Origin of the sequence: Acrocarpospora pleiomorpha (assembly GCF_009687885.1) — a bacterium.
Taxonomy (GTDB): Bacteria; Actinomycetota; Actinomycetes; order Streptosporangiales; family Streptosporangiaceae; genus Acrocarpospora; species Acrocarpospora pleiomorpha.
Genome location: NZ_BLAF01000004.1, coordinates 143,036 through 164,403 on the forward strand (window position 1 = coordinate 143,036; position 21,368 = coordinate 164,403).

The window sequence follows — 21,368 nt, forward strand, 5'->3', positions numbered from 1 at the left end:
CGTCACGCTCCTGTCGTCGAGCCGGGCCGGACGATCATCAGCACGGTGACCACGGCCCACAGCATGTTGAACATCCCCGTGTACATGGCCAGCCGTGCGGACACTTTCCGATCCGGTACGGAACGAGTGGACGAGGCGAGGCCAGCGAGAATGCCCTCCTGACGGGGAAGGACCAGGAGCGCCAGCACTCCGGCGGCGGCCGCGGTCAACACCATCGACACGATCAGCCACGCGTCCCCCAGGACACCGAGGCTGCTCGCGGTCGCGAACCCGAACACCGGCACGACGACGCCGACCACGGCGTAGACGCGGCAGATGCGGCTCAGGGCACGAAGAACCGCCAGATCAGGTCCGGCCACCGCCTGGTCCGCGCGGGCCGAGTCCTGGGCGCCGGGGGATTGGCTTGCTCGGGCCGAACTCTGGGCGCGGCGGGTTACGGCGGGGAACATGCTGGCCGCGACGGTTACCGGGCCGATCGTGATGATCGCGGCCAGGACGTGGATCGAGAGCAGGAATTTCGTCATGAGCCCGCTCCCGGCGAACCGGGTGCGGCTCGGTGCCCGGTGACATTCGAGGCGGACGCACCGTCCTGGATGGACAGTTCGAGGACGGCTCGCTGCTCGCCGATCGGGGTGTCCATGACGAGATGCCAGGTTCCCTCGGCGGATATCTCGGTCATGTCAGGCTGCCTCGATCGGTCGCGTCCCCGTGCCGCGCCAGACGGTGCCGCGTCTTTCGTGGGCGATGAGCTTCTCGACGGCGAGGGCGACGCGTGGGCCCAGTTCGCGTTCCAGCAGGTACAGGCCCAGGTCCAGGCCCGAGGTCACGCTGGCCGCGGTCACCAGGTCCCCGTCGTCGACGACACGGGCGTCGATCGGGATCGTGCCGGTCGCTTCCAGCAGGTCGAGTCCCATGCGGTGGGTCGTCGCGGGACGGCCTTCGATCAGCCCGGCCATGGCCAGCACCATCGAGCCGCCGCACACGGTGGCCACGGTCACTCCGGGACGATCGAGGCATTCCTTGAGCAGGACGGGGAGCGCGGTGTCGAGCGTCCGGCTGAGAATGACCGGAATGCTGTCCTCGGTGGGCTCCTTTCCGTCGGGCATGCGGCCGAGCGCTCCCGGCACGATGACCAGGTCCGTACGCTCCGGGTCCAGCGAAGTCGTCGCACGCAGGGTCAGCGAGCCGAGCCCGCTCGGCACCTCCCGCGCGCCTTCGGCCGAGACGAGCTCCACCTCCAGCGAACCGCCGGTGATCATGCGGCCCGCCTCCAGCACCTCGTACGGCGCGATGGCGTCCAGCGGGTCGAACCCGTCGAACAACACGATCTGCACATGCACTGCCGATCAGTCCTCTCGTTTCGGTCACGTCGACGCTAGCGACGATCAACGAAGCCGAGAACTGGCTGAATTGCCAATCTCCAACGGATTCTCGCCAACACGCTGAATAGGCAATACACCGATATTTCCTGTTAGGAAGCTTGGCTGGATTCAGCAGAATGTCTACGGTATTGCCATGCACACCGTGGCCGTCCTCGCCCTGGACAAGGTCGTCCCCTTCGACCTGTCCACGCCGATCGAGGTGTTCAACCGCACCCGGCTGCCCGACGGCCGCGCCGCCTACCGGGTCAGGGTCTGCGGCGCCACCCCGACCGTCGACGCCGGCGCGTTCACCCTGCGACCACCGTGCGGCCTCGGCGCTCTGGCCAGCGCGGACACCATCATTCTGCCCGGCTGCGCGCACCCCGCCGAGGTTCCCGCCAAGGTCCTCGAAGCCCTGCGGCAGGCCGCCGCCAACGGCACCCGCATCGCCTCGATCTGCTCGGGGGCGTTCATCTTCGCCGCCACCGGTCTGCTCGACGGGCACCGCGCGACCACGCACTGGCTCGCCGCGCCCGAACTCGCGGCGCGCCACCCTGAAATCAAGGTGGACCCGGACGTTCTCTACGTCGACAACGGCCAGTTCCTCACCTCGGCCGGCGCCGCGGCGGGACTCGACCTGTGCCTGCACCTGATCAGGCGCGACTACGGCTCCGCCGTCGCCGCCGACGCCGCCCGCCTGTCCGTCATGCCGCTGGAACGCGAGGGCGGCCAGGCCCAGTTCATCGTCCACGACCAGCCGCTCACCCCTCGGGGTTCCGTGCTGGAACCCGTACTGCGCTGGATGGAGGACAACTCGGCGGAAGATCTCACCCTGGAGGGCATCGCCGCGTACGCCGGAATGAGCACCCGTACCCTCAACCGCCGCTTCCGTGAGCAGACCGGCACCACACCGCTGCAATGGCTGCACCGGACCCGGATCCGCCGGGCACAGCACCTACTCGAAGCCACCGACCACCCCGTCGACCGAATCGCCGCCCAGGTCGGGTTCGGCTCGCCGACGGCATTCCGCGACCGCTTCAAACGCGTCGCCGGCACCAGCCCCAACGCCTACCGCGCGGCGTTCCACGCACCGGAGGGCGAGCAGAAGACCTGACGAAGAGCACGGAAACAGAGCCGACGGCGGCCTGGCCGGCGCGGCCCAGGGCGCGCAGGTCGTGCTCGCCGACGACAACGGCTCCGGAAACAACCTCTGGAGGTTCCTGTGAAGCGCCCATGGCTCCTCGTCAGGGTGGCGAGGGGCCATGGGCGGTGGGCTTACGGCTTGGTCTGGCTCAGCAGCCACTGGAGAATGGAGCTGTCCTCATAGGTCGGGCCGAACGCCGCGTGGTAGTCCGGGAGCGAGAACGCCGCGTCCTCGTATTCGGTGTACTTCAGCAGGGTTTCGAGCTGTTCGGGTGTCTTGCCCCGCGCGGCGTACGCGTCCTGCAGCAGTTGCCGCGTGGTGCGGGCCAGGTTGATGTTCAGCAGGTGGTCGTGCACACCGTGGGTGATCCAGAGTGGGATCTCCGCGGCCGCGATAGCCGCCGCCTGCTCGGCGTTGGCCGCGAAGCCGCCGGTCACCAGGCCGCCCGCGAACAGGTCCGGCCGCTTGGCGAACGCGTTCCACAGCAGCTGCGAGCCGTACGAGACGGTGGTGGCGTAGATCCGCCGCTTGTCGACGGCGAAGTCCTTGACGAACTGGTCCAGCATCTTGACCAGCAGGTCGGCCTCGGCCGGGCCGCCCACGCGCTGGTTCTGCGGCGCGAGCACGATGACGTCCTCCGTGCCGCCGGTCCAGTTCGGCTGCAGCCACGCGGTCGCGGGGATGTCGGCCGCCACCTGGACCTGCGTATTGTCGCCGTCCCAGCCCATGCCGTGCCCGGGCAGCACCACCATCAGCGGGTACTTCTTCGCCGGGTCGTAGTTCTTCGGCAGGCGGTAGTGGTACGGCAGCACCATCCCGCTGGACAGGTAGGAGCCGTATCTGAACTCGTCGACCAGGAGGTTGACGGCCTTCTCTGTCACCTTTCTGGAGGTGTTCGGGGCCGCCTTGGCCAGCACCTGGCCCTTGCCGATGCCCAGGGCGGGCTGGGCGTGCACGTTCTTGCGCTGCACCACCCGGGTGGGCAGGTCGGGGTTCACCTTCACCGTGCACAGGAAGGTCGGGCACTTGGAGACGATGACCGTCCAGCCCGCGTTCTGGTCGGGGTCGAGCTCGACGATGACGTACCGGCCGGGCGCCGAGCGGTGGTCGGCGCGCGTGGTGGCGGCGTTGTTGGTGTACGTGCGGGTGATCTTGCGGTCGGTCAGCTTGGGCAGGTCCTCGATGGGGTTGAACCGGAAGTTGTAGGTGGTGTCCTGCACCGAGAAGGTGGCGTTGTCCAGCTCGCGCGGGTTGACGTTGTCGCCGTACTCGACGGCTACCGCGGAGACTTTCTGGCCGTAGGTGTAGACCGTCGTGATCGGGGTGATGCTCTGGATCCCGGCGTCCTGGCCACCGCCGCCGCCAGGGTGCGCGTACGCCAGGCCCGATGTCGTCAGCGCCGCGGTCGAGGCGATCGCCGCGACCCACTTACGAGTTCGCATCCAGCTTTTCCTTCCAGGCCATGATCCCACTGGCCGCTAAATTGATTTAGCAAGACGGCGTCGTACGCCGCCGGTGTGGAAGCACCGCCGGACCCGGCGCTGTTACCTGTGAGCTAAATCGGATTAGCCGTACTATTACGGCCGCCCCCGTTCATGTCAAGAGTCGGGTTTCGGCCGCTACGACAGGCGCAAATGTGCGCCCGCCCGCCGGTTGTTTCGGCGGGCGGGCGCGGATCATCAGGTGATCAGGTGGCGCTGCAGGTCACCGCGGGCGCGGTGCCGGGCGTGCCGGAGCCGAGGAAGCCGAACGTCGTCGCGGCCCCGGCGCTGAGCGAGCCGTTGTACGCGACGTTGCGGGCCGTAACGGCGGATCCGCTGCTCGTCACCGTCGCACTCCACACCGAGCTGACCGTCTGCCCGCCGGTGTACGTCCAGTTGACCGTCCAGCCGGAGATCGCGGCCGAGCCGGCGACGATGCGGACCTCGGCCTGGAAGCCACCGCCCCACGAGTTCACGACCTGGTATGTGGCCGAGCAGCCCCGGCCAGGGCTGGGAGAGGGCGTGGGACTCGGTGTGGGGGTTGGGGTAGGAGTGGGCGTCGGGGTGGGCGTAGGCGTCGGGGTGGGAGTCGGCGTGGGCGTGGGTGAAGGGTTCGAGCCCGTGAAGTTCACATCGCTGCAGAAGTAGTACGCCTGGTCCGAGTGGCTGGCCTGCCAGATCGTGTACACGATGTGGTGACCGGAGCGGCCCGGGGCGTTCACCTCGACGGGGGTCACGGCGCCCGTGGGGATGCGGCCGGTCTGGCCGACCAGTTCCAGATCGCTCCAGCGCAGGCGCTGCGTCTTGGGGTCGAAGCCCTGCTTGCTCGCGTACACGCGAATGTAGTCCGCGCCGTGAATGGCCTGGTCGAGGAGGTTCAGCGTGAAGCGGGCGGGCTTGTCGACCGTCTTCCACGCCCCGGGGACGTCCATCGCCGCGTAGCGGCCGTCCCAGGTGTTGCCGCCGCTGCAGAGCTGGCCGTCGGGGACGGCCGCCTGGTGGTTGCCGCCCACACCGTCGCGGTACAGGCCGTTCCAGTTCCACATGGCCTGCGGGTCGGCCTGCCAGGCCTGCCAGCACATGGGGTCCAGGGTGGCCATCTGCGGGTTCTGGAAGTCGCTGCCCCAGCGCTGCCAGCAGCCGTAGTTGCGGGTCGGGGGGTCGCTCACCGAGCCGTGCGCCGACGCGGGCACGACCAGCGCGGTCGTGAGCAGCAGCATGGCGCCCACGGCCGCGAGCAAACCTCGGAGCAATGTACGGGGGAGCGTATGCACGGGTCTCCTCCTGGAGGTCAGGGTGCATTCGAGGGCTCACCATCTCCTAACTGGCAGTCAGGAACAACGGTGATGTGCGGCCCAGGGAGGACGAACTGGGCGTTTGCCGTCAGGAGGGGTGAAAGGTTCAATCCCGCCATGCGGGCGAGACCTCGGATGTCTACGAGGAGTCGCCCTAGCGGGCGGGTGTCATTCGATGGTCGTGGTCAGACCGTCCAGGCGTAGCCGCAGGATCGGGGCGAGGGTGCCGCCGAAGCCGTGCTCCGGGCGGTAGTTGAGGAAGCTCACGGCTCGCAGGTCGTCCAACACCATCCACGCGTACGCCTGGTCGGGTTGGCCGGTCGGGTTGCCGATGACCAGGCCGCTGCCGTTGAGGGGTTCGTACGGGCCGGTCAGGGTGGGGGCGGCGAAGCCGTACAGGCCGGTGGGGGCCTTGCCCGGCGGGTGGAAGGACTGGGCGTGGGTGCAGAAGAACAGGTAGTAGAGGCCGTCGCGCCAGATCACGTGCGGGCGTTCGATCTCGCGGTTGACGCCGTCGGCGACCAGCAGTGGGGGGCGCAGGGTCCAGCCGTCGCTCGCCAGGGCGATGGCGCCCACCCGGCTGCCGCGTCGGGAGACGGAGGCGGCGATCAGCAGGTGCGCGCGGCCGTCGGCGGGGTCGCGGAACCACGCCGGATCGCGGAAGGCGCGGATGCGGCCGGGGCCGCCCTCGGTCTCCTCGGCCTTCAGGTAGGTCAGGCCGTCGTTGCGGACGATCTCCCGGTGGCCGGGGGCCTCGACGACCCGCTGCACGAAGGTCGGCCGCGGCTCTCCCCGATGGCCGGCCGCGGTGTAGAAGACCCTGATCGTCCCGTCGGCGGCGCGGATGGCCGTGCCCGACCATTCGCGGCTGCCGGGGGAGACCCCGTCGGGGAACACGTCACCGAGGTCGGTCCAGGTGGTTCCGTCATGGGAGAGCAGGCGGATGCGGGCCACGTCATGGCGGGCTTCCGGGTCGGCGAGGATGGGCGCGGTCAGGCCCATCCAGTGCTCGTGGCCGTTGAACAGGGCGGTCGTGCCGTCTTCCTGCTGGATCGGCCACATGTCCCAGATGTCCAGGTCGGGGAGGAGTCGGGGGACCGCCCCGAGGATCAGCGGCGCGGTCGTCGCGGGATCCTCGGTGATCAGGTCCAGGTGGCTCCGGGTCCAGAGGGTGGTCATGTCGTTCCGCCGTACACGATCATCCCTTCAGCGAACCCTGGAGAAGCGCCGTCACGAAACGCCGCTGAAAAATCAGGAAGATCATCAATGTCGGCGCGAGGATGAGCAGCGAGCCGGCGCACAACAACGGGATGTCGGTGCCCCACTGGCCCTGGAAGGCCCCGAGCGCGCCGGACATCGTGCGGTTCAAGGGGTTGTCGACCAGGACGATGGCCAGCAGGAACTGGTTCCACGTCCACAGGAACAGCAGGATCGCCAGTGACGAGGTCGCCGGCGCGGCCAGCGGCACGTGCACCCGCCAGAACAGCTGCCACGTCCCGGCTCCGTCGATGCGGGCGCTCTCCGACAGCTCCTCGGGCATGTTCACGAAGTGGGCCCGCATCCAGAACACCGAGAACGGCATGAACAGGCCGATCAACGGCAGGATGATCGCCCACCGGGTGTTGAGGATCCCCATGTCACGCACCAGGTAGTACAGCGGCGTGATGATGCCCTCGAACGGCAACGTCAGGCCCAGCACGAACGCGGCGAACACGAACTGCCGGCCGGGGACGCGCAGGTGCCCGATCGCGAACCCGGCCATGGTCGCCACGATCAGCGAGATCGGCACCACCCCGGCCACGATCAGCGCGCTCGACCAGAGCAACTCGCCCATCCGGGCGGCGGTGAAGGCGGCGGCGAAGTTGCCCCACTGCGGGTCGTCGGGCCAGTCCAGGCCCAGCGGGTACGACCCCGACGGGTGCAGAGCGGTGACGAACAGGCTGATGAACGGCATGAGCGTGACCGCCATCAGCAGAATCAGGAGGACCCGGCCGGTCCAGGCCTCGCGACGAGCGAAGATCATGCTTTCCGGTCCCTGGTGAGCCACTGGATGGGCAGCGCGCACGCGATCACGAGCACGGTCAGGATGACGGCCAGCGCCGAGGCCAGGCCGACCTGCCGCTCGGAGAAGGCCAGGTAGTAGATCTCCAGGCCGGGCACCATGGTCGAGTTGCCTGGGCCGCCCTGGGTGGCGATGTAGACGATGTCGAAACTGGCCAGCGCGGCGATCACGGTGACGGTCACGCAGACGCCGATCTCCTGGCGCAGGCTCGGCAACGTGATCGAGAGGAACTCCCGGAACGCGCCCGCGCCGTCGAGGCGGGCGGCTTCGTACAGAGCTGGGTCGATCTTGCTCATCCCGGCCAGCAGCAGGAGGGTGCACAGGCCCAGCAGCACCCACGCGCCGATGACGCCGACCGCCGGGAGCGCGGTGGAGAAGTCGCCGAGCCAGGCCCGGGTCACCTTCTCCAGGCCGACGGCCGACAGGAACTGGTTCACCAGGCCGGTGGAGGACAACAACCAGCTCCACGTGATCCCGGCCGCCACCAGCGGGATGACCTGCGGCAGGAAGATCACCGTCCGGGCGACCACGGCCAGCCGGCTGGCCGCGATGCGCCGGATCGTGGCCGCGATGGCCAGGCCCAGCACGACCGGGATGGCGCTGAAGAACACGATCAGCTGCACCGCGTGCACGATCGAGGCGAACAGGTCGGGGTCGGTGAAGACCCGCAGGTAGTTCTGGAGGCCGTTCCAGGTGGCCACGCCGATGCCGTCCCACTTGTAGAGCGAGTACTGCACCGTCATGGCCAGCGGCTGGATCACGAACACCAGGTAGAAGGCGGCCGCGGGCAGCACGAACAACCAGCCGATCCAGCCTCCGCGTCGCTTCGTGGCCGCCATCGGGTCAGCCTCCCTGGATCTGGCTCTGGTAGTCGGTCTGGACGGTCTTCAGCAGGCCCTCGGGGGTCTGCTCGCCCGCGACCATCTTCTGGAGCTGCGGGGTCCAGCTCTTGGCGTAGATCGCGCCGGTGGCGTTGGCGATGAAGTCCATCGCGCCGTTGTCACCGGCGATCTGCGCCCCGGCGGCCAGCGTGCTCTCCGTCACCGTGCCCGCCTGGACCGGCGGCATCGGGCCGTCGGCCGGGCCCATCGGGTGCGAACCGCCGACCTGCACGCCGATCGTACGGGCCTGCGTGTCGGTGGCCACCCAGTCGAGGAACGCGGCGGCGCAGTCGGCGTTCTTGGCGTTCGCGCCGATGCCGAAGGTCAGGGGGGCCGACATGGCGGCCCGCTTGCCGCCCGCCTGGGCCGGGGGCATCAGGAAGAAGCCGATGTTTCCGGCCATCTGCTTGTCGAGGTTGCCCGACTCCCAGTCGCCGTTGAACATGAACAGGCCGTCGCCCTTGATGAAGCGGCTCATCATGGTGGCGTAGTCGACGGCGTTGACGTCGTCCCAGAAGTACTTGGCCTTGATCCACTTCTCCAGGTGCCGCACGGCCTGGAGGTTGGCCGGGCTGTCGATGCTCGCGCCGGGCTTCTGGAAGATCCAGTCGTTGATCGGCGCGGGCGGGCCGTACGAGGCCATCAGGTCCTGAAGCGGGAAGGCCAGACCGCCCGTCGCGCCGCCGTTGAACTGGGCGATCGGGGCCAGGCCCGCCTTCTTGGCCTTGGCCAGGGCGTCGTCGAGTTCGGCCAGGGTGGCCGGGGGAGCGGTCATGCCGATCTGCTCGGCGAGCTTCTTGTTGTAGAAGACGCCGGTCATGCTGAAGTTCAGGCCCATGGCGTACAGGGAGCCCTCGCCCCGGGTCGCGCCGCCGGGGGCCAGCCGCATCTGCTCCAGCTGGGAGGCCGGCCACTGGTCCCAGCCGAAGAGCTTGGCGTAGTCGTCGAGGTTCTTGAGCAGGTTGTTCTTGACCAGCTCGGAGACCTGGGGCAGGCGCATCAGGTCCGGCGGGTCGTCGGCCAGCACGCGCGGGGCGTTCTGGGTGATCACCGCGAACTGGTCCTCGCGGATGTCCCAGGTGACGTTCGGATGTTGCTTGGTGAACTCGGTGGTGAGCGCCTTCGGCAGCGGGAACCCGGTTTCGAAGTAGCCCTTCAGCGTCACCGGGGTTGTGCCGCAGGTCGGCGCGGCCGACAACGACGACGAAGCCGCCGCCGTCGGTTGCGGGTTGCCGCTTCCCGGCGCGCCGCAGGCGGCGGCCAACGTCCCCCCCAGGACGACCACCAGCGCCGCGCGCCGGCGGGACGGAACTCGACGAGACATGGTACGTCTCCCTTTTGTTGCTAAATCGGATTAGCGATGCGATAGTCTCACCGTACGTATGCGGCCGTGTCAAGGCCCCGTAACTCGGATGGAACGAAAGAGGTCTCCCCGGTGAGTCGACGTCGGGTCACGTTGGCAGATCTGGCTGAAGCAGCCGGCGTCTCCCGCACGACCGCCTCGCTCGTGATGACGGGCAGGGGTCGTGAGCTGCGCATTTCCCACGATGTGGAGCAAAGGGTACTTCGTGCCGCCGCGGAGTTGGGCTACCGTCCCAACGCCGTCTCGGTCGGCCTGCGCACCGGCACGAGCCGTACGATCGGCTTCGTCTCCGACACCGTCGCGACCTCCCGGCTGGCCGGAGACATGATCAAAGGCGCGCTGGAGGCGGCCAGGGAACGCGGCGTGATGTTGTTCATCGGTGAGACCGAGGGCGACCCCGAGCTGGAGCGCGGCCTGCTGCACGCCATGCAGGACCGACAGGTCGACGGCCTCATCCTCGCCGCGATGTACACCCGGACGATCAAGGTGCCCAAGGACGTCGGCCCCGCCGTCCTGCTCAACGCGCTGCCCAGACAGGCGTCGGATCTGCCGTCGATCGTGCCCGACGAGGTGGAGGCCGGGCGTTCGGCGGCCCGGGTGCTGCTGGAGGCGGGTCACCACGACGGCGTGCACCTGATCGGGGCGGGGCCGGGCCTGCGGAACGTGCCACCGCAGAGTGTGGCGGCGGTGGAGCGCCTGATGGGCATCCGCGAGGTGCTCGGGGCGGCCGGCGTGAAGATCGCCAGTGGCCGGGTGTGCGCCGACTGGCTGCCAGAGCACGGCCTGGCGGCGACCGAAGAACTGCTGGAACGGCATCTCCCCAAGGCGCTGATCTGCCTCAACGACCGGCTCGCCCTGGGGGCCTACCAGGCGCTGAACGACGCCGGCCTGAGCGTGCCGGGGGACGTGTCGGTCGTCTCCTTCGACGATCACCCTCTCGCGTCCTGGATGCGCCCCAAGCTGACGAGCGTGGCACTGCCGCACTACGAGCTGGGACGCAGGGCGGTGGAGGTGCTGTTCGCCCAGATGGGCGACAAGGCGAAACCAGGCGAGGTGCACCGGGTGCCCATGCCGGTCCGCCACCGAGAGTCCGTCGGCCCACCCCGGCCCTAGACGGTGCTCGCGGCCCTTATGTGATCAGATGAGTCGGGTCGAGGGTGGCCAGTTCGTCGACTCGCGCCCGGGTGTCGCGGAGCCGTTCGGCCGCGCAGTGGACGAGTGCGTAGTGGATCGCGTAGCAGATGGCGGTCATGGCGACCAGCACCCCGTGCCGGGCGCGGTCTCGCGGTATGGCGATGACCTGCTGCGGGAGGTCGCTCGACATCAGGGAGTCCTCGTCGGTCAGCAGGACCACCTTGGCGCCGTCCTTGGCGACGGTGCGGAGCTGCGCGGCCATGGTCTCGAACTCGTCGTTGAGGGCGAAGACGACGACGGTGTCCCGCGGACGCACCGCGGCCAGTGCGGTGGCGCGGTCGACGTTGTGGCCGGTGACGGTCACCGCCGGGATGCCGATGCGGGCCAGTTTGTTGGTCATGAAGTCGACCAGCGGCAGGACGAGTCCGCGGCCGAGGACGAAGACCCGGTCGGCGGACAGGATGGCCTCGGCGCATGCGTCGATCCGTTCCTGCGAGATCTTCTCCGGTAGCCGCCGGAGCACGTCCACCTGGGATGTCACGACCATCGCCAGGGAGAAGGCCTCGCCCCCGTCGCGCATGGCGATGGTGTGGTCGGTGGCGAAGACGCTGTCCTCGCGGAGCGCGTCCTTCATCTCGACGTAGCCGGCGTAGCCGAGCTTTTGCGCGAACCTGATCACCGTCGATTCGTGGACGTCGGCCAGCTTCGCCAGGTCGGCGGCGCGCAGGAACGGGGCGCCGCGGGGGTCGGCGAGCAGTAGGGCGCCGATGCGGCGTTCGGCGGCGGTGAGGGTCTTGGTGCTGCGCTCGAGTTCTGCGTAGAAGCCCATGAGGGCGCTCATGCTACCAAGCCGACCTCCACGCCTGCAACGAACGTGCAGGTTTTCTTGCAGGAGTCCCGGGAGGGCGGTCTCGCCGCCTTGCAAGTAAACCTGCATGACCGTTGACTCGATGCAGCTTTGGCTCTAGTGTTGCCCGTCACATGCCGGAAACATCCCGTTCCACCAGCCGAAACGCCCCGAGGAACCCGAGTTGATCATCGATAGTCATGTGCACTACACCACGGCCCCGCCCGAGCTCGACGCCTGGCGAGCACGACAGCTCGGGTCCCTGAACCGTCCGACCCCCGGCACCCTCAAACTCACCGATGCTCAGCTCCTCGACTCACTGGCCGGGCATGTGGAGCGCATGGACCGCTACGGCATCGCCAAGATGATCTTCTCTCCGCGTGCGTCGGGCATGGGCCACGAGATCGGGGACGCCCGGGCGAGCCTGTACTGGACCCAGCTCAACAACGACCTCATCGCGCGGGCCTGCTCGCTGCTGCCGGACCGGCTGGTGCCGGCCGGGCAGCTTCCGCAGTCACCCGGCGTCACCCCGGACAACTGCCTGGCCGAGTTGACACGGTGCGTCACCGAACTCGGCTTCGCCGGATTCACCATCAATCCCGACGTCGCGGCCGGCGGCCACCCGTTCACCCCGGCGATCGGCGACGCCTGGTGGTACCCGCTGTACGAGGCGATGGTGGAGTACGACGTGCCCGGCCTCATCCACGCCTCGGCCACGCTCGACCCCGCGCTGCACCTGAACGGCTCGCACTACACCAGCGCCGACGCGGCGGCCGTGTTCGACCTGTGCTGGAGCGACCTGTACGACCGCTTCCCCACCCTGAAGCTGATCGTCCCGCACGGCGGCGGGTCGACGCCGTTCAACTGGAACCGCCACCGGGCCCTGCACACCCTGCACGGCAAGACGCCGTTCGAGGAGCGGGTCAAGAACGTGTACTTCGACACCGCGGTCTACGACCGCGACTCGATGGAGATGCTGATCCGCAAGGTCGGGCCGGATAACGTGCTCTACGCGTCCGAGCCCTTCGGCACCGCCAAGGCGACCGACCCGGCCACCGGCCGTCTCTTCGACGACACCGTCTCCTTCGTCCGCGACATCGAGTGGCTGACCGAGGACGACCTCCACAAGATCTTTTTTGGCAACGCGCAGCGGCTGTACAGCCGGGCGAAGTTCTGACCGAGGAGCACCATGTCCATCGGATTCCAGGTCCGGGAGCGTCTTGTCGCCGCCACCCCGCAACAGGCGGAGATGTTCCGCGACCTGCCGGTCTCGACCATCAGCGACAGCATGCACCGGATGCACGCGGGCTGCGCGCGGCTGGCGATGCTCAATGTAGACCTCACCACCAAGCTCACCGGCGTGGCACTCACCGTCCGCACCCGCCCCGGCGACAACCTGCTGGTGCACAAGGCCCTCACCATGATCTCGCCCGGCGACGTGCTCGTGATCGACGCCGGCGGCGACACCACCAACGCCGTCATCGGCGAGATCATGCTGCGGGCCGCCGTCCGGGCCGGCCTGGCCGGCCTGGTGGTGGACGGGGCCATCCGTGACTCGGCCAGCCTGCGCACCGGAACCGTCCCGGTCTTCGCGCGCGGCGTCACCCACCGCGGTCCCTACAAGGACGGCCCGGGGGAGATCAACGTGCCGGTCCAGGTGGGCGGGCTGCTGGTGCACCCCGGTGACGTGGTGGTCGGCGACGCCGACGGGCTCATCGCGGTACCGCTCGACCATCTCGACGAGATCCACGCGGTCGCGGCGGGGCGGGCGTCGGCCGAGGAGATCGCGCTGGAGCGGGCGGCCACCGGCGACCGGGACACGACCTGGATCGACCGTCGGCTCACCGCGCAGGGATACCAGGCCGCGGGGAGTCTCGGATGAGCGCGCCGCCGCCGGACACCGGCCCGAGTCGGCGCCTGCTTCGGGACACGATCGGTAGCGCGGTCTGCATGCTCGTCGCCGTCGTGATCATGCTGGCGTCGCTCTCGTACGGCCTGCGCGGACGCACGCAGGTGGTCGGCCCCGGGCTGTTCCCCATGATCGTCGCCTCGTTCCTGCTGCTGCTCGGTGCGCTCTGGGCGTACCAGGCCTGGACCGGCCGGGTCGCGACTTCCGATGAGCCGGTCGAGATACCCGATCGCGCCGGCGTGCGGAGCATCGTCGTCACGTCGCTCGTCGTGCTCGCCTGCGCGGTGCTGTTCGACCGTCTCGACTTCCGGCTGACCATGTTCGGCGTCCCGTTCGTCGTCCTCCGGTACGTGTTCGGCCAGCCACTGGCGCGTTCCGTCGGCGCCGGCCTCGCGATCACGATCGTCAGCTACCTGGTCCTGGCCGAGGGCCTGGGGCTCGCCGTACCTGTCTTCCGTCTCTGATAGCACGCCCCGAGGAAGTGAAGACAGGTGAACTCCTTCACCGACTTGCTTGCCGGTCTCCAGAACGTCCTGGCGCCCGACATGCTCCTCTACGCATTCATCGGCTGTCTGCTCGGCATGGTGGTCGGCGTCCTCCCCGGTTTCGGGCCGGCGGCCGCGACCGCCCTGCTCTTCCCGCTCACCTTCGCCATCGGGCCCGTGCCGTCGCTGATCATGATGGCCGCGGTGCTCTACGGAGCCAGCTACGGCGGTTCGATCACCGCGATCCTGCTCAAGGTGCCGGGCGAGGCGTCGTCGGTCGCCACCACCCTCGACGGCCACGCGATGGCACGCACCGGCAGGGCCGGACCGGCACTGGTGATCTCGGCGGTGGGAGGATTCATCGCCTGCATCGTCGCCGTGGTCGGCTTCGCCGTCGCCGCCCCGCTGAGCCGTTGGGCCGTGTCCTTCGGCCCGGTGGAGATGTTCGCGCTGACCGTCTTCGCTCTGCTGATCTCGGCGGGTCTGGTCGGCAAGTCGGTGACCAAGGGTCTCGTCGCCGTCGCGATCGGCCTGCTCCTGGCCACCGTCGGACGCGATCCCCTGTCCGGAGTCGAGCGGCTGACCGGCGGTGTTCCCGGCCTCGTCGACGGGCTCGACCTCGTCCCGGTCATCATGGGGCTGTTCGGCCTGACCGAACTTTTCGCCACGGTCGAGCGGCGCCACGCCGAGCGCAAGGCGATCAAGGTCGAGCGGATCGCGCCGACCCGGCAGGAGTTCGCCGAGTCGGCCGGACCGATCGCGCGCGGCACCATCCTCGGCTTCTTCTTCGGTCTGCTTCCCGGATCGCCCGGCGCCACCACGGCCTTCGCGTCGTACGCCCTGGAGAAGCGTCTCGCGAAGAACCCGGAGCAGTTCGGCAAGGGCGCGATCCAGGGCGTGGCCGGCCCGGAGGCCGCGAACAACTCGCTGAGCGTCTCCACCATGATCCCGCTGTTCGCGCTGGGCATTCCCTCGTCGGCCACGATGGCCATCATGTTCGGCGTCTTCACGTCGAACGGCCTGATCCCCGGGCCGCGGCTGTTCTCGGACCACCCGCAGGTCGCCTGGACCATCATCGCCAGCATCGTGGTGGGCAACCTGATGCTCCTGGTGCTCAACGTGCCCCTCGTCCGGCTCTGGGTGCTCGTCCTGCGTACCCCGTACCCGATCCTGTACGCGATCGTCGTCGTCTTCCTCGTGGTCGGCGCCTACAGTCTCCGCAACAGCAGCTTCGACATCCTGGTGCTGCTCGGGTCCGGCCTGCTCGGCTACGCCCTCACGAAGATCGACGTACCGGCCGCACCCATCGCGTTGACGCTGGTCCTGGGCGACCTCATGGAGAAGTCCATGCGCCAGACGCTCGCACTCTCGCACGGCAGTCCATCGGGGTTCTTCTCCAGTACGACGGCGGTCGTGCTCTACACGCTGACGGTGGCGGCCCTCGTGGCCCTGCCGATCTCCCACCGGCTCCGGCAGCGCCGGGCCGCCCGGCCGGAGCCGGCCCCGAGCCTCCGCTGAGGCGACACACCCCCCACCCCCTGAAAGTAGGATTCGCGATGAGAAAGCGTTCCGTCCTCATTTGCGCCGCCATCCTGGCCCTGGCCCTCCAAGGCTGCGCTTCCACCGGGAACGACGGAGGCGACGGCAGCACGTTCCCCGAATCCGTCGACTCCATCCAGCTGCTCATCCCGTTCAGCGCCGGCGGCAGCACCGACACCATCGCGCGGCTCGTCGCCCCGCTGCTCTCGGCGCAGCTCGACACACCGGTCCAGGTGGTCAACAAGCCGGAAGGAAACGGACAGGTCGGCCTCGCCGAGATCGCCGAAGGCCCCACCGACGGCAGCCTGCTCGGCGCCACCAACCTCCCGTCGGCGATGATCAGCTACCTCGATCCGAACACGTCCGTCCGGTACAACCGCGGCACGTTCGTCCCGGTGGGCTCCGTGGCCGGCTACGGCGAACTCGTCGTCGTGAGCGCGTCGAGCCCGTACCGGACGCTGGACGACCTCATCAAGGCCGGTCAGTCCGAATCGCTCAACCTCGCCGCCGGCGCGGTCGACGACCTGCTGTCGATCACCAAGGTCGAGACGGCGATCAAGACGACCTTCAACAAGGTCCCGTTCGAGGGCGGCAGCGCCGACAAGGTCACCGCCCTGCTCGGCCGCAAGGTCGACGTCATCACGGCCGCGCCGAGCGCGGTACTGCCCAACGTCGAGTCCGGCGAGTTCCGCCCGCTGGCGACCCTGGGCGCGCAGCGGCTGCCCAGCTTCCCCGACGTGCCGACGCTCGCCGAGCTCGGCTTCGACGTCAGGGAGGACGTCGTCGCCGGTTACTCCCTGCCCAAGGGGACGCAGGCGGCGATCGTCAAGCGGTACGAGCAGGCGCTCAAGGCGGTAACCGACGACCCCGGCTTCGCCGAGAAGATCAAGGGCATCGGCTTCGGCGTCGGCTACCTGGGCACGGCGGAGTTCGCCGACCTGTGGAACACCAAGGAGTCGCAGGCCAAGCCCATCCTCGACACCCTTCACTAACCGACATTCTGGAGGCGTCCATGTTGACCTGCGTTGACCACATCGACATCCGTACCCCTGACCTGGACGGGGCCGTCGACTTCTTCGCCCGCCTCGGGTTCGCCGAGGTGCGCCGTACGGACCCCGAGCGCGGCTCAGTCGAGTTGGCGCTGCCCGGCCCCGACCAGGTCGTGCTGGAAATCAGGCTCGAACGCGACGCGCGGCGCACCTACGTCCACCACGTCGCGTTCCGGGTCGACGACCATCCCGCGGCCGTCGAGCAGCTCACCGGGCGGGGGGTCGAGTTCAGCAAGAACCTCGCCTTCATCCACCACACCGGCCGCACCATCAGCAACGCGCACGACCCGGGCGGCGCGACGTGGCAGCTCACCGACTGAACGCCGCCACCACGAAGGACTACCACATGAAGCTGGGCATTGAAGGCAAGGTCGCGCTCGTCCTGGGCGCCGCCGGCGGGCTCGGAAGCGCGATCGCCGCGGAGCTGGCCGCCGAGGGCGTGCGTGTCGCCGCAGCCGCCCGGACCGCGGACCGCGCCGAGGCCGTCGCGGATCGTCTCCGCGCCTCCGGGACACCCGCCCTGGGGCTCGGCTGGGACCTGGCGGACCTCGGGGTCGCCGACGACCGCATCGGCCGGATCGAAGCCGAGTTGGGCACCGTCGACATCCTGGTCAACAACACCGGCGGACCACCGCCCGGTCCGGCGGCGGGGCAGACCCTCGAAACCTGGCGCCGGTACGTGGACGCCATGGTGCTGCCGGTGATCGCGGTGACCGACCGGGTGCTGCCCGCAATGCGCGCCCAGGGCTGGGGCCGGGTCATCACGAGCACCAGTTCGGGCGTCGTGGCGCCGATCCCCAACCTCGGGCTGTCGAACGCGTTGCGCGCGTCCCTCCTCGGCTGGTCGAAGACGCTCGCCCGCGAGGTCGGACCCGACGGCGTCACCTGCAACATCGTCGTCCCGGGCCGGATCGCGACGGCCAGGGTACGCGCGCTCGACGAGGCCAAGGCCGCCCGCGAGGGCAGGCCGGTGGAGTCGGTCGTGCGGGAGAGCGTGGCCTCGATACCCGTCGGGCGCTACGGCGATCCACGCGAGTACGCCCAGGTGGTGACCTTCCTCGCAAGCATGTGCAGCGCCTTCGTCAACGGCTCGGTCATCCGGGTCGACGGCGGCATGATTCCAAGCATCTAAAGGGATCTCATGACAATCACCCGCGCCACCTCCGGCGTGTACGCCATCGCACCCACCCCCTTCGACGAGCAGGGCCGCGTGGACCTGGTTTCCATCGACCGCATGGTCGACTTCTACGCACAGGCGGGGGTCAACGGCCTCACGGTGCTCGGACAGTTGGGAGAGGCGCCCAAGCTCGAGGCGTCGGAGTCCGCGGCGGTGGCGGAACGGTTCATCAGCAGGGCGCGGTTCCCCGTCGTCGTCGGGGTGTCCGCGCCCGGGTACGCGGCCATGCGGACGCTGGCGTCGCATGCCATGGACGCCGGGGCGGCGGGCGTCATGATCGCACCGCCGAACACGCTCAGGACCGACGAGCAGATCGTCCAGTACTACGACGGGTGCGTCGACGCGATCGGCGCCGAGACACCCTTCGTCATCCAGGACTATCCGCTCACCTTCACGGTGCAGATGACACCATCGGTCATCGCCAGGATCGCGGGTGCCCACCCGTCCTGCGTGATGCTCAAGCACGAGGACTGGCCGGGCCTGGAGAAGATCACGACACTGCGGGCCATGGAGGCCGCCGGCACCGCCCCGCGACTGTCGATCCTGTGCGGGAACGGCGGCCTCTTCCTCGACTTCGAACTCGAACGCGGCGCGGACGGCGCGATGACCGGCTACTGCTTCCCCGAACTGCTGGTCGACCTCGTCGAACTGATGGGCAAGGGACGCCGTGACGAAGCCCACGACCTGTTCGACGCGCACCTGCCGCTGGTCCGCTACGAGCAGCAGCCCGGAGCCGGGCTGGCCGTCCGCAAGTACGTGATGACGCGCCGCGGCATCATCGCCCACGACGCCCAGCGCACACCGGCCCGCGCACTGTCCGCCGCCGCACGCGCCGAAGTCGACTACCTGTTGGCGCGGCTGGCCACCCGGGACGAACGCGCCCGCCTGGGCTGACGACACATTTCGCGAAGTGACATCGGATGGAGCTGCTCACCATCAACGCTTTTGCCGGAACCTCGGCAGGATCTCCCGCCCGACCAGATCGCACCGTTCGAGCCACTGGCCGGGCGGGCAGACCAGGGTGATGTGCGCCCCGGCGCACCCCCAGTCCCGCAGTTGCGCGAGGCGGGCCGCGCAGTCGTCGGCGGTGCCGGCGATGACGAGCTCCCCGAAGGTCTCGGGGTTCTGCCGGTACATGTGGCCCACCCACGCCGCGGCGTCGGCGCGGGCGCGGTCGCCGCTGTCGTCCACGTGCAGGAAGACGTAGGGCATGATCGGCACCCGCTGCTCGATCACGCCGATGTGCTCCCTGAGGCGGTGCGGGCGCAGCAGGTACGGCATGTACACGTCGCCGGCGTGGATCGCCCGGCGTACGGCGGCGGGGGACCGGCCGGCCACCCAAATCCGGGGCGGCGACGGAGGCTCGGGCCGAAGGCGGCCCTTCACCTGCCAGAACCGGCCGTCATGGTCGACCTCCTGGCCTGTCCACAGCGCACGCATCACGTCGATGGCCTCGTCCGTGCGCGCGCCCCGGGTGCGCACGTCCACGCCACACGCCGCGAACTCCGCCGGATACTCCCCGCCGACGCCGACGCCGAGCTCGAACCGGCCGCCGGCCAGGATCGCCAGCGACGCCGCCATCTTCGCGAGCAGGGGGGCCGGGTAGAGGGGCACCAGCGTGATCGCGCTCAGCAGGCGGATCCGGGAGGTCACCCCGGCCAGGAACGCCAGGTTCACCAGCGCGCTGGACGTCGGGTTGTGGAACATGACGTGCTCACCGTTGCCGAACCACGCGAAGCCGAGGTCCTCGGCCCGCGTCGCGGCCTCGGCGAGCTGTCTCCCGTCGCGCGTCCCGCCCGACGGGCCGCCGATGCCCAGTTCGAAGGCCGGCGCCACGCCGTCACCCTTCACGTCGTCATCCTTCGTCGGCACGGAGAATCGCCGCCGCCGAGTTGAAGAAGAAGCCGCCCGAGGTCACCAGCGCGGTGGCCGCGCCCGGCACCTGACGGCCGTTCGACGCCTCCCCCCTGAGCTGGAGCACCGCCTCCCGGAAGTGCCCGGAGCCCTGAGTTCCGCCGTCGGCCAGGCTGCCGCCGTGGGGGTTGACGAGCACCCTGCCGTCGATTTCGACGCGCCCGCGCTCGGTGTTCCAGTGGTGCTTCATGAAGTCGTGCGCCTCGCCCGGCCCGCAGTATCCGATGACCTCGAACCAGCGGGCCTCGATGATCGAGAATCCGTCGTACGGGAGGAACACGTCGACGTCGCGCAGGGTGGCGTCGCTACGTGACCACATGCCCGCCGCCGCGATCTGCTGGCCCGTGTGATCGAGGTCGACGAGCTGCTCCTCGTTGTTCACCCGCGCCTGGCCCATCGAGGCGGCGTGGATGGTCACCGGCCGCCGGGGGAGGTCGCGGGCGCGTTCCGTGGTCGTCACCACGAAGGCGTCGGCGCCGTCGACCGGCAGGTCCATGTCGAGCATGGTCAGCGGTTCGCGCAACATCGGGGCGGCGAGATAGTCGTCCATGGTGAGCGGCCTGCGCATCGCCGCGTGGTCGTTGAGCAGGGCGTTCGAGCGGCCGTTGACGGCGACCATGCCGAAGGTCGTGCGGTCGAGGCCGAAGTCGTGGAGGTAACGGCCGGCCCAGGTCGCGTAGCCGACGGCGTTGACGGCGGCGTCGGGGTTCTTGTTCGGCACGTTCGTGCCCAGGCCGAACCGCCGCCGGTACGGGTCCGCGGCGGCCGACCGGGAGACCCCCGGCGCGCGGTAGGTGACGTGGTAGACCAGCACGGTCGTGGCGGCGCCGGACCAGACCGCGTACATCGCCTCGAAGAGCTGGTGGTAGACCGGGATCCGCTGGTTGCACCACCACGTGATGCCGGGGATGCCGAGCGCCGACTGGAGCTCGTTCGAGTGCACGAGTTGCGACCCGGACAGGCCGTCGACGTCGCCGGGGCCGAGCCCGGCGTCGCGCAACGCCCCGACGCACGCCTCGGTGACCATCGCCAGCGGCGTCATGCCGCGCGAACGGGTGTACGGCGCGGAGTGCACCCCGGCGATCGCGATCTGATCGCTGATCGGCTGAGCCATGTGTCAGACCTCCTGGGCGCTCGGGGCGAAGCCGGGGACAGGCCCGTCCGCACGGTCGATCCACACGAGCTCGACCGGCTCGTCGAGGCGGGCGTCGCGCCCGTCCGGCGCGACGAACTGGCCGGAGAGCCGTAGCCCTGGTTGTTCCCGCAGTTCCACGACGGCGATGGGGTGCCCCGCCCTGTAGTCGATCCCGAACCCGGCCGGGCCGGTGTGCACACGGCTGAAGAGGGCCACCGTGCCCGCGCCGCTGACCGGCGCCGCCGCCACGTCGCCGGAGAGGCAGTCGGGGCAGAAGGACCGGGGCGGCTCGTGGTAGCGGTCGCAGGCCCGGCACCGCTTGACGAGGAGCCTGCGCTCCATGCGGCCTCGATAGACGTCGATGTTGTCGTGGGTGATCGGCGCGTTGGGGAACACGTCGAAGACCTCATCGATGACCTCATCGACCTCGTCGATCGAACGGGTGTGATCTGGCACGTCCCGATGTCCTTCCTGGTCTTCGACCGGTTCCAGAGGGCTTGCATTACCGCGACAGAAGTATACTATTCAGTCAGTGAACTTATGGGCAAGGTCCGCTACCGGCCCATTCCCGGCCCGGGGCGGACCGGGCGGA

The 21,368-nt window shown here is 69.3% G+C and carries 23 protein-coding genes; 10 read left to right on the forward strand and 13 right to left on the reverse strand.

What is annotated here, in order from left to right; translation table 11 throughout:
* Positions 1-2 precede the first annotated feature (2 nt).
* Genes Aple_RS00670 through Aple_RS00680 form a run of 3 tightly spaced genes read right to left on the reverse strand, consistent with a single transcriptional unit; the run spans position 3 to position 1,340 of the window.
* Complete coding sequence (locus tag Aple_RS00670) at positions 3-524, reverse strand: hypothetical protein (protein WP_155342434.1); 522 nt, start codon at positions 522-524, stop codon at positions 3-5.
* Positions 521-679 carry a hypothetical protein gene (locus Aple_RS00675; protein WP_155342435.1) on the reverse strand — a complete coding sequence of 53 codons (159 nt, stop codon included), beginning with the start codon at positions 677-679 and terminating at the stop codon, positions 521-523. Before Aple_RS00675 ends, Aple_RS00670 begins: the two co-directional genes overlap by 4 nt.
* A 1-nt stretch (position 680) precedes the next feature.
* Positions 681-1,340 (reverse strand): DJ-1/PfpI family protein, encoded by a 660-nt coding sequence (locus Aple_RS00680; protein WP_155342436.1) that lies wholly within the window; start codon positions 1,338-1,340, stop codon positions 681-683.
* Between the two features lie 175 nt (positions 1,341-1,515).
* On the opposite strand from Aple_RS00680, the gene Aple_RS00685 reads away from it, so the two are divergent.
* On the forward strand, positions 1,516-2,475 hold the full coding sequence (locus Aple_RS00685) for a GlxA family transcriptional regulator (RefSeq protein ID WP_155342437.1): 960 nt from the start codon (positions 1,516-1,518) through the stop codon (positions 2,473-2,475).
* 161 nt (positions 2,476-2,636) lie between these two features.
* Here Aple_RS00685 and Aple_RS00690 read toward each other — a convergent pair whose 3' ends face one another.
* From Aple_RS00690 to Aple_RS00715, 6 genes are all read right to left on the reverse strand, one after another.
* Positions 2,637-3,947 carry a hypothetical protein gene (locus tag Aple_RS00690; RefSeq protein ID WP_155342438.1) on the reverse strand — a complete coding sequence of 437 codons (1,311 nt, stop codon included), beginning with the start codon at positions 3,945-3,947 and terminating at the stop codon, positions 2,637-2,639.
* Positions 3,948-4,192: 245 nt separating this feature from the next.
* A complete protein-coding gene (locus Aple_RS55980) occupies positions 4,193-5,260 on the reverse strand; it encodes a lytic polysaccharide monooxygenase auxiliary activity family 9 protein (protein ID WP_218038037.1) in 1,068 nt (355 codons plus the stop codon).
* Between the two features lie 189 nt (positions 5,261-5,449).
* Entirely contained in the window at positions 5,450-6,460 is a 1,011-nt protein-coding gene (locus Aple_RS00700) for a glycoside hydrolase family 68 protein (RefSeq protein WP_155342439.1), read from the reverse strand.
* 19 nt (positions 6,461-6,479) lie between these two features.
* Positions 6,480-7,304: a carbohydrate ABC transporter permease gene (locus Aple_RS00705; protein WP_155342440.1), complete on the reverse strand. Its 825-nt coding sequence runs from the start codon at positions 7,302-7,304 to the stop codon at positions 6,480-6,482.
* Positions 7,301-8,182, reverse strand: a complete 882-nt coding sequence (locus Aple_RS00710; RefSeq protein ID WP_155342441.1) for a carbohydrate ABC transporter permease — start codon at positions 8,180-8,182, stop codon at positions 7,301-7,303. The genes Aple_RS00705 and Aple_RS00710 overlap by 4 nt, the downstream gene beginning before the upstream one ends.
* Before the next feature lie 4 nt (positions 8,183-8,186).
* A complete protein-coding gene (locus Aple_RS00715) occupies positions 8,187-9,548 on the reverse strand; it encodes an ABC transporter substrate-binding protein (RefSeq protein WP_155342442.1) in 1,362 nt (453 codons plus the stop codon).
* Positions 9,549-9,659: 111 nt separating this feature from the next.
* Between Aple_RS00715 and Aple_RS00720 the strand changes: the two genes are divergently transcribed.
* Positions 9,660-10,700 carry a LacI family DNA-binding transcriptional regulator gene (locus tag Aple_RS00720; RefSeq protein WP_155342443.1) on the forward strand — a complete coding sequence of 347 codons (1,041 nt, stop codon included), beginning with the start codon at positions 9,660-9,662 and terminating at the stop codon, positions 10,698-10,700.
* 16 nt (positions 10,701-10,716) lie between these two features.
* Here the strand turns inward: Aple_RS00720 and Aple_RS00725 are convergent, their stop codons facing one another.
* The gene (locus tag Aple_RS00725; RefSeq protein ID WP_170321208.1) at positions 10,717-11,562 is read right to left on the reverse strand and encodes a MurR/RpiR family transcriptional regulator; all 846 of its coding nucleotides are present in this window, start codon (positions 11,560-11,562) and stop codon (positions 10,717-10,719) included.
* Positions 11,563-11,752: 190 nt separating this feature from the next.
* On the opposite strand from Aple_RS00725, the gene Aple_RS00730 reads away from it, so the two are divergent.
* From Aple_RS00730 to Aple_RS00765, 8 genes are read left to right on the forward strand one after another with little or no spacing between them, the layout of a single operon-like run.
* Entirely contained in the window at positions 11,753-12,745 is a 993-nt protein-coding gene (locus tag Aple_RS00730; protein ID WP_170321209.1) for an amidohydrolase family protein, read from the forward strand.
* A gap of 12 nt (positions 12,746-12,757) precedes the next feature.
* Positions 12,758-13,450 (forward strand): RraA family protein, encoded by a 693-nt coding sequence (locus Aple_RS00735; RefSeq protein WP_155342446.1) that lies wholly within the window; start codon positions 12,758-12,760, stop codon positions 13,448-13,450.
* A complete protein-coding gene (locus Aple_RS00740; RefSeq protein ID WP_155342447.1) occupies positions 13,447-13,941 on the forward strand; it encodes a tripartite tricarboxylate transporter TctB family protein in 495 nt (164 codons plus the stop codon). Before Aple_RS00735 ends, Aple_RS00740 begins: the two co-directional genes overlap by 4 nt.
* Positions 13,942-13,968: 27 nt before the next feature.
* On the forward strand, positions 13,969-15,480 hold the full coding sequence (locus Aple_RS00745; RefSeq protein ID WP_155342448.1) for a tripartite tricarboxylate transporter permease: 1,512 nt from the start codon (positions 13,969-13,971) through the stop codon (positions 15,478-15,480).
* A 38-nt stretch (positions 15,481-15,518) separates the two neighbouring features.
* The gene (locus Aple_RS00750) at positions 15,519-16,493 is read left to right on the forward strand and encodes a Bug family tripartite tricarboxylate transporter substrate binding protein (RefSeq protein ID WP_155342449.1); all 975 of its coding nucleotides are present in this window, start codon (positions 15,519-15,521) and stop codon (positions 16,491-16,493) included.
* Between the two features lie 20 nt (positions 16,494-16,513).
* Positions 16,514-16,870, forward strand: coding sequence for a VOC family protein (locus tag Aple_RS00755; protein ID WP_155342450.1), 357 nt, complete (start codon positions 16,514-16,516; stop codon positions 16,868-16,870).
* A 26-nt stretch (positions 16,871-16,896) separates the two neighbouring features.
* Positions 16,897-17,682 carry an SDR family oxidoreductase gene (locus Aple_RS00760; protein WP_155342451.1) on the forward strand — a complete coding sequence of 262 codons (786 nt, stop codon included), beginning with the start codon at positions 16,897-16,899 and terminating at the stop codon, positions 17,680-17,682.
* A 9-nt stretch (positions 17,683-17,691) separates the two neighbouring features.
* Positions 17,692-18,621 carry a dihydrodipicolinate synthase family protein gene (locus Aple_RS00765; RefSeq protein ID WP_155342452.1) on the forward strand — a complete coding sequence of 310 codons (930 nt, stop codon included), beginning with the start codon at positions 17,692-17,694 and terminating at the stop codon, positions 18,619-18,621.
* 42 nt (positions 18,622-18,663) lie between these two features.
* Here the strand turns inward: Aple_RS00765 and Aple_RS00770 are convergent, their stop codons facing one another.
* From Aple_RS00770 to Aple_RS00780, 3 genes are read right to left on the reverse strand one after another with little or no spacing between them, the layout of a single operon-like run.
* Entirely contained in the window at positions 18,664-19,578 is a 915-nt protein-coding gene (locus tag Aple_RS00770) for an LLM class flavin-dependent oxidoreductase (RefSeq protein ID WP_170321210.1), read from the reverse strand.
* A gap of 4 nt (positions 19,579-19,582) precedes the next feature.
* On the reverse strand, positions 19,583-20,755 hold the full coding sequence (locus Aple_RS00775; protein ID WP_155342454.1) for a thiolase family protein: 1,173 nt from the start codon (positions 20,753-20,755) through the stop codon (positions 19,583-19,585).
* 3 nt (positions 20,756-20,758) lie between these two features.
* The gene (locus Aple_RS00780; RefSeq protein ID WP_155342455.1) at positions 20,759-21,232 is read right to left on the reverse strand and encodes a Zn-ribbon domain-containing OB-fold protein; all 474 of its coding nucleotides are present in this window, start codon (positions 21,230-21,232) and stop codon (positions 20,759-20,761) included.
* Between the last annotated feature and the right edge of the window lie 136 nt (positions 21,233-21,368).

Bases quoted from the DNA above. Each gene is read 5' to 3' on its own strand.
- Aple_RS00710 (WP_155342441.1), bottom strand. From the start codon at position 8,182: ATGGCGGCCACGAAGCGACGCGGAGGCTGGATCGGCTGGTTGTTCGTG.
- Aple_RS00755 (WP_155342450.1), top strand. From the start codon at position 16,514: ATGTTGACCTGCGTTGACCACATCGACATCCGTACCCCTGACCTGGAC.
- Aple_RS00765 (WP_155342452.1), top strand. From the start codon at position 17,692: ATGACAATCACCCGCGCCACCTCCGGCGTGTACGCCATCGCACCCACC.
- Aple_RS00675 (WP_155342435.1), bottom strand. From the start codon at position 679: ATGACCGAGATATCCGCCGAGGGAACCTGGCATCTCGTCATGGACACC.
- Aple_RS00750 (WP_155342449.1), top strand. From the start codon at position 15,519: ATGAGAAAGCGTTCCGTCCTCATTTGCGCCGCCATCCTGGCCCTGGCC.
- Aple_RS00775 (WP_155342454.1), bottom strand. From the start codon at position 20,755: ATGGCTCAGCCGATCAGCGATCAGATCGCGATCGCCGGGGTGCACTCC.
- Aple_RS00760 (WP_155342451.1), top strand. From the start codon at position 16,897: ATGAAGCTGGGCATTGAAGGCAAGGTCGCGCTCGTCCTGGGCGCCGCC.
- Aple_RS00735 (WP_155342446.1), top strand. From the start codon at position 12,758: ATGTCCATCGGATTCCAGGTCCGGGAGCGTCTTGTCGCCGCCACCCCG.
- Aple_RS00705 (WP_155342440.1), bottom strand. From the start codon at position 7,304: ATGATCTTCGCTCGTCGCGAGGCCTGGACCGGCCGGGTCCTCCTGATT.
- Aple_RS00685 (WP_155342437.1), top strand. From the start codon at position 1,516: ATGCACACCGTGGCCGTCCTCGCCCTGGACAAGGTCGTCCCCTTCGAC.
- Aple_RS00725 (WP_170321208.1), bottom strand. From the start codon at position 11,562: ATGAGCGCCCTCATGGGCTTCTACGCAGAACTCGAGCGCAGCACCAAG.
- Aple_RS00670 (WP_155342434.1), bottom strand. From the start codon at position 524: ATGACGAAATTCCTGCTCTCGATCCACGTCCTGGCCGCGATCATCACG.
- Aple_RS00700 (WP_155342439.1), bottom strand. From the start codon at position 6,460: ATGACCACCCTCTGGACCCGGAGCCACCTGGACCTGATCACCGAGGAT.
- Aple_RS00715 (WP_155342442.1), bottom strand. From the start codon at position 9,548: ATGTCTCGTCGAGTTCCGTCCCGCCGGCGCGCGGCGCTGGTGGTCGTC.
- Aple_RS00740 (WP_155342447.1), top strand. From the start codon at position 13,447: ATGAGCGCGCCGCCGCCGGACACCGGCCCGAGTCGGCGCCTGCTTCGG.
- Aple_RS00690 (WP_155342438.1), bottom strand. From the start codon at position 3,947: ATGCGAACTCGTAAGTGGGTCGCGGCGATCGCCTCGACCGCGGCGCTG.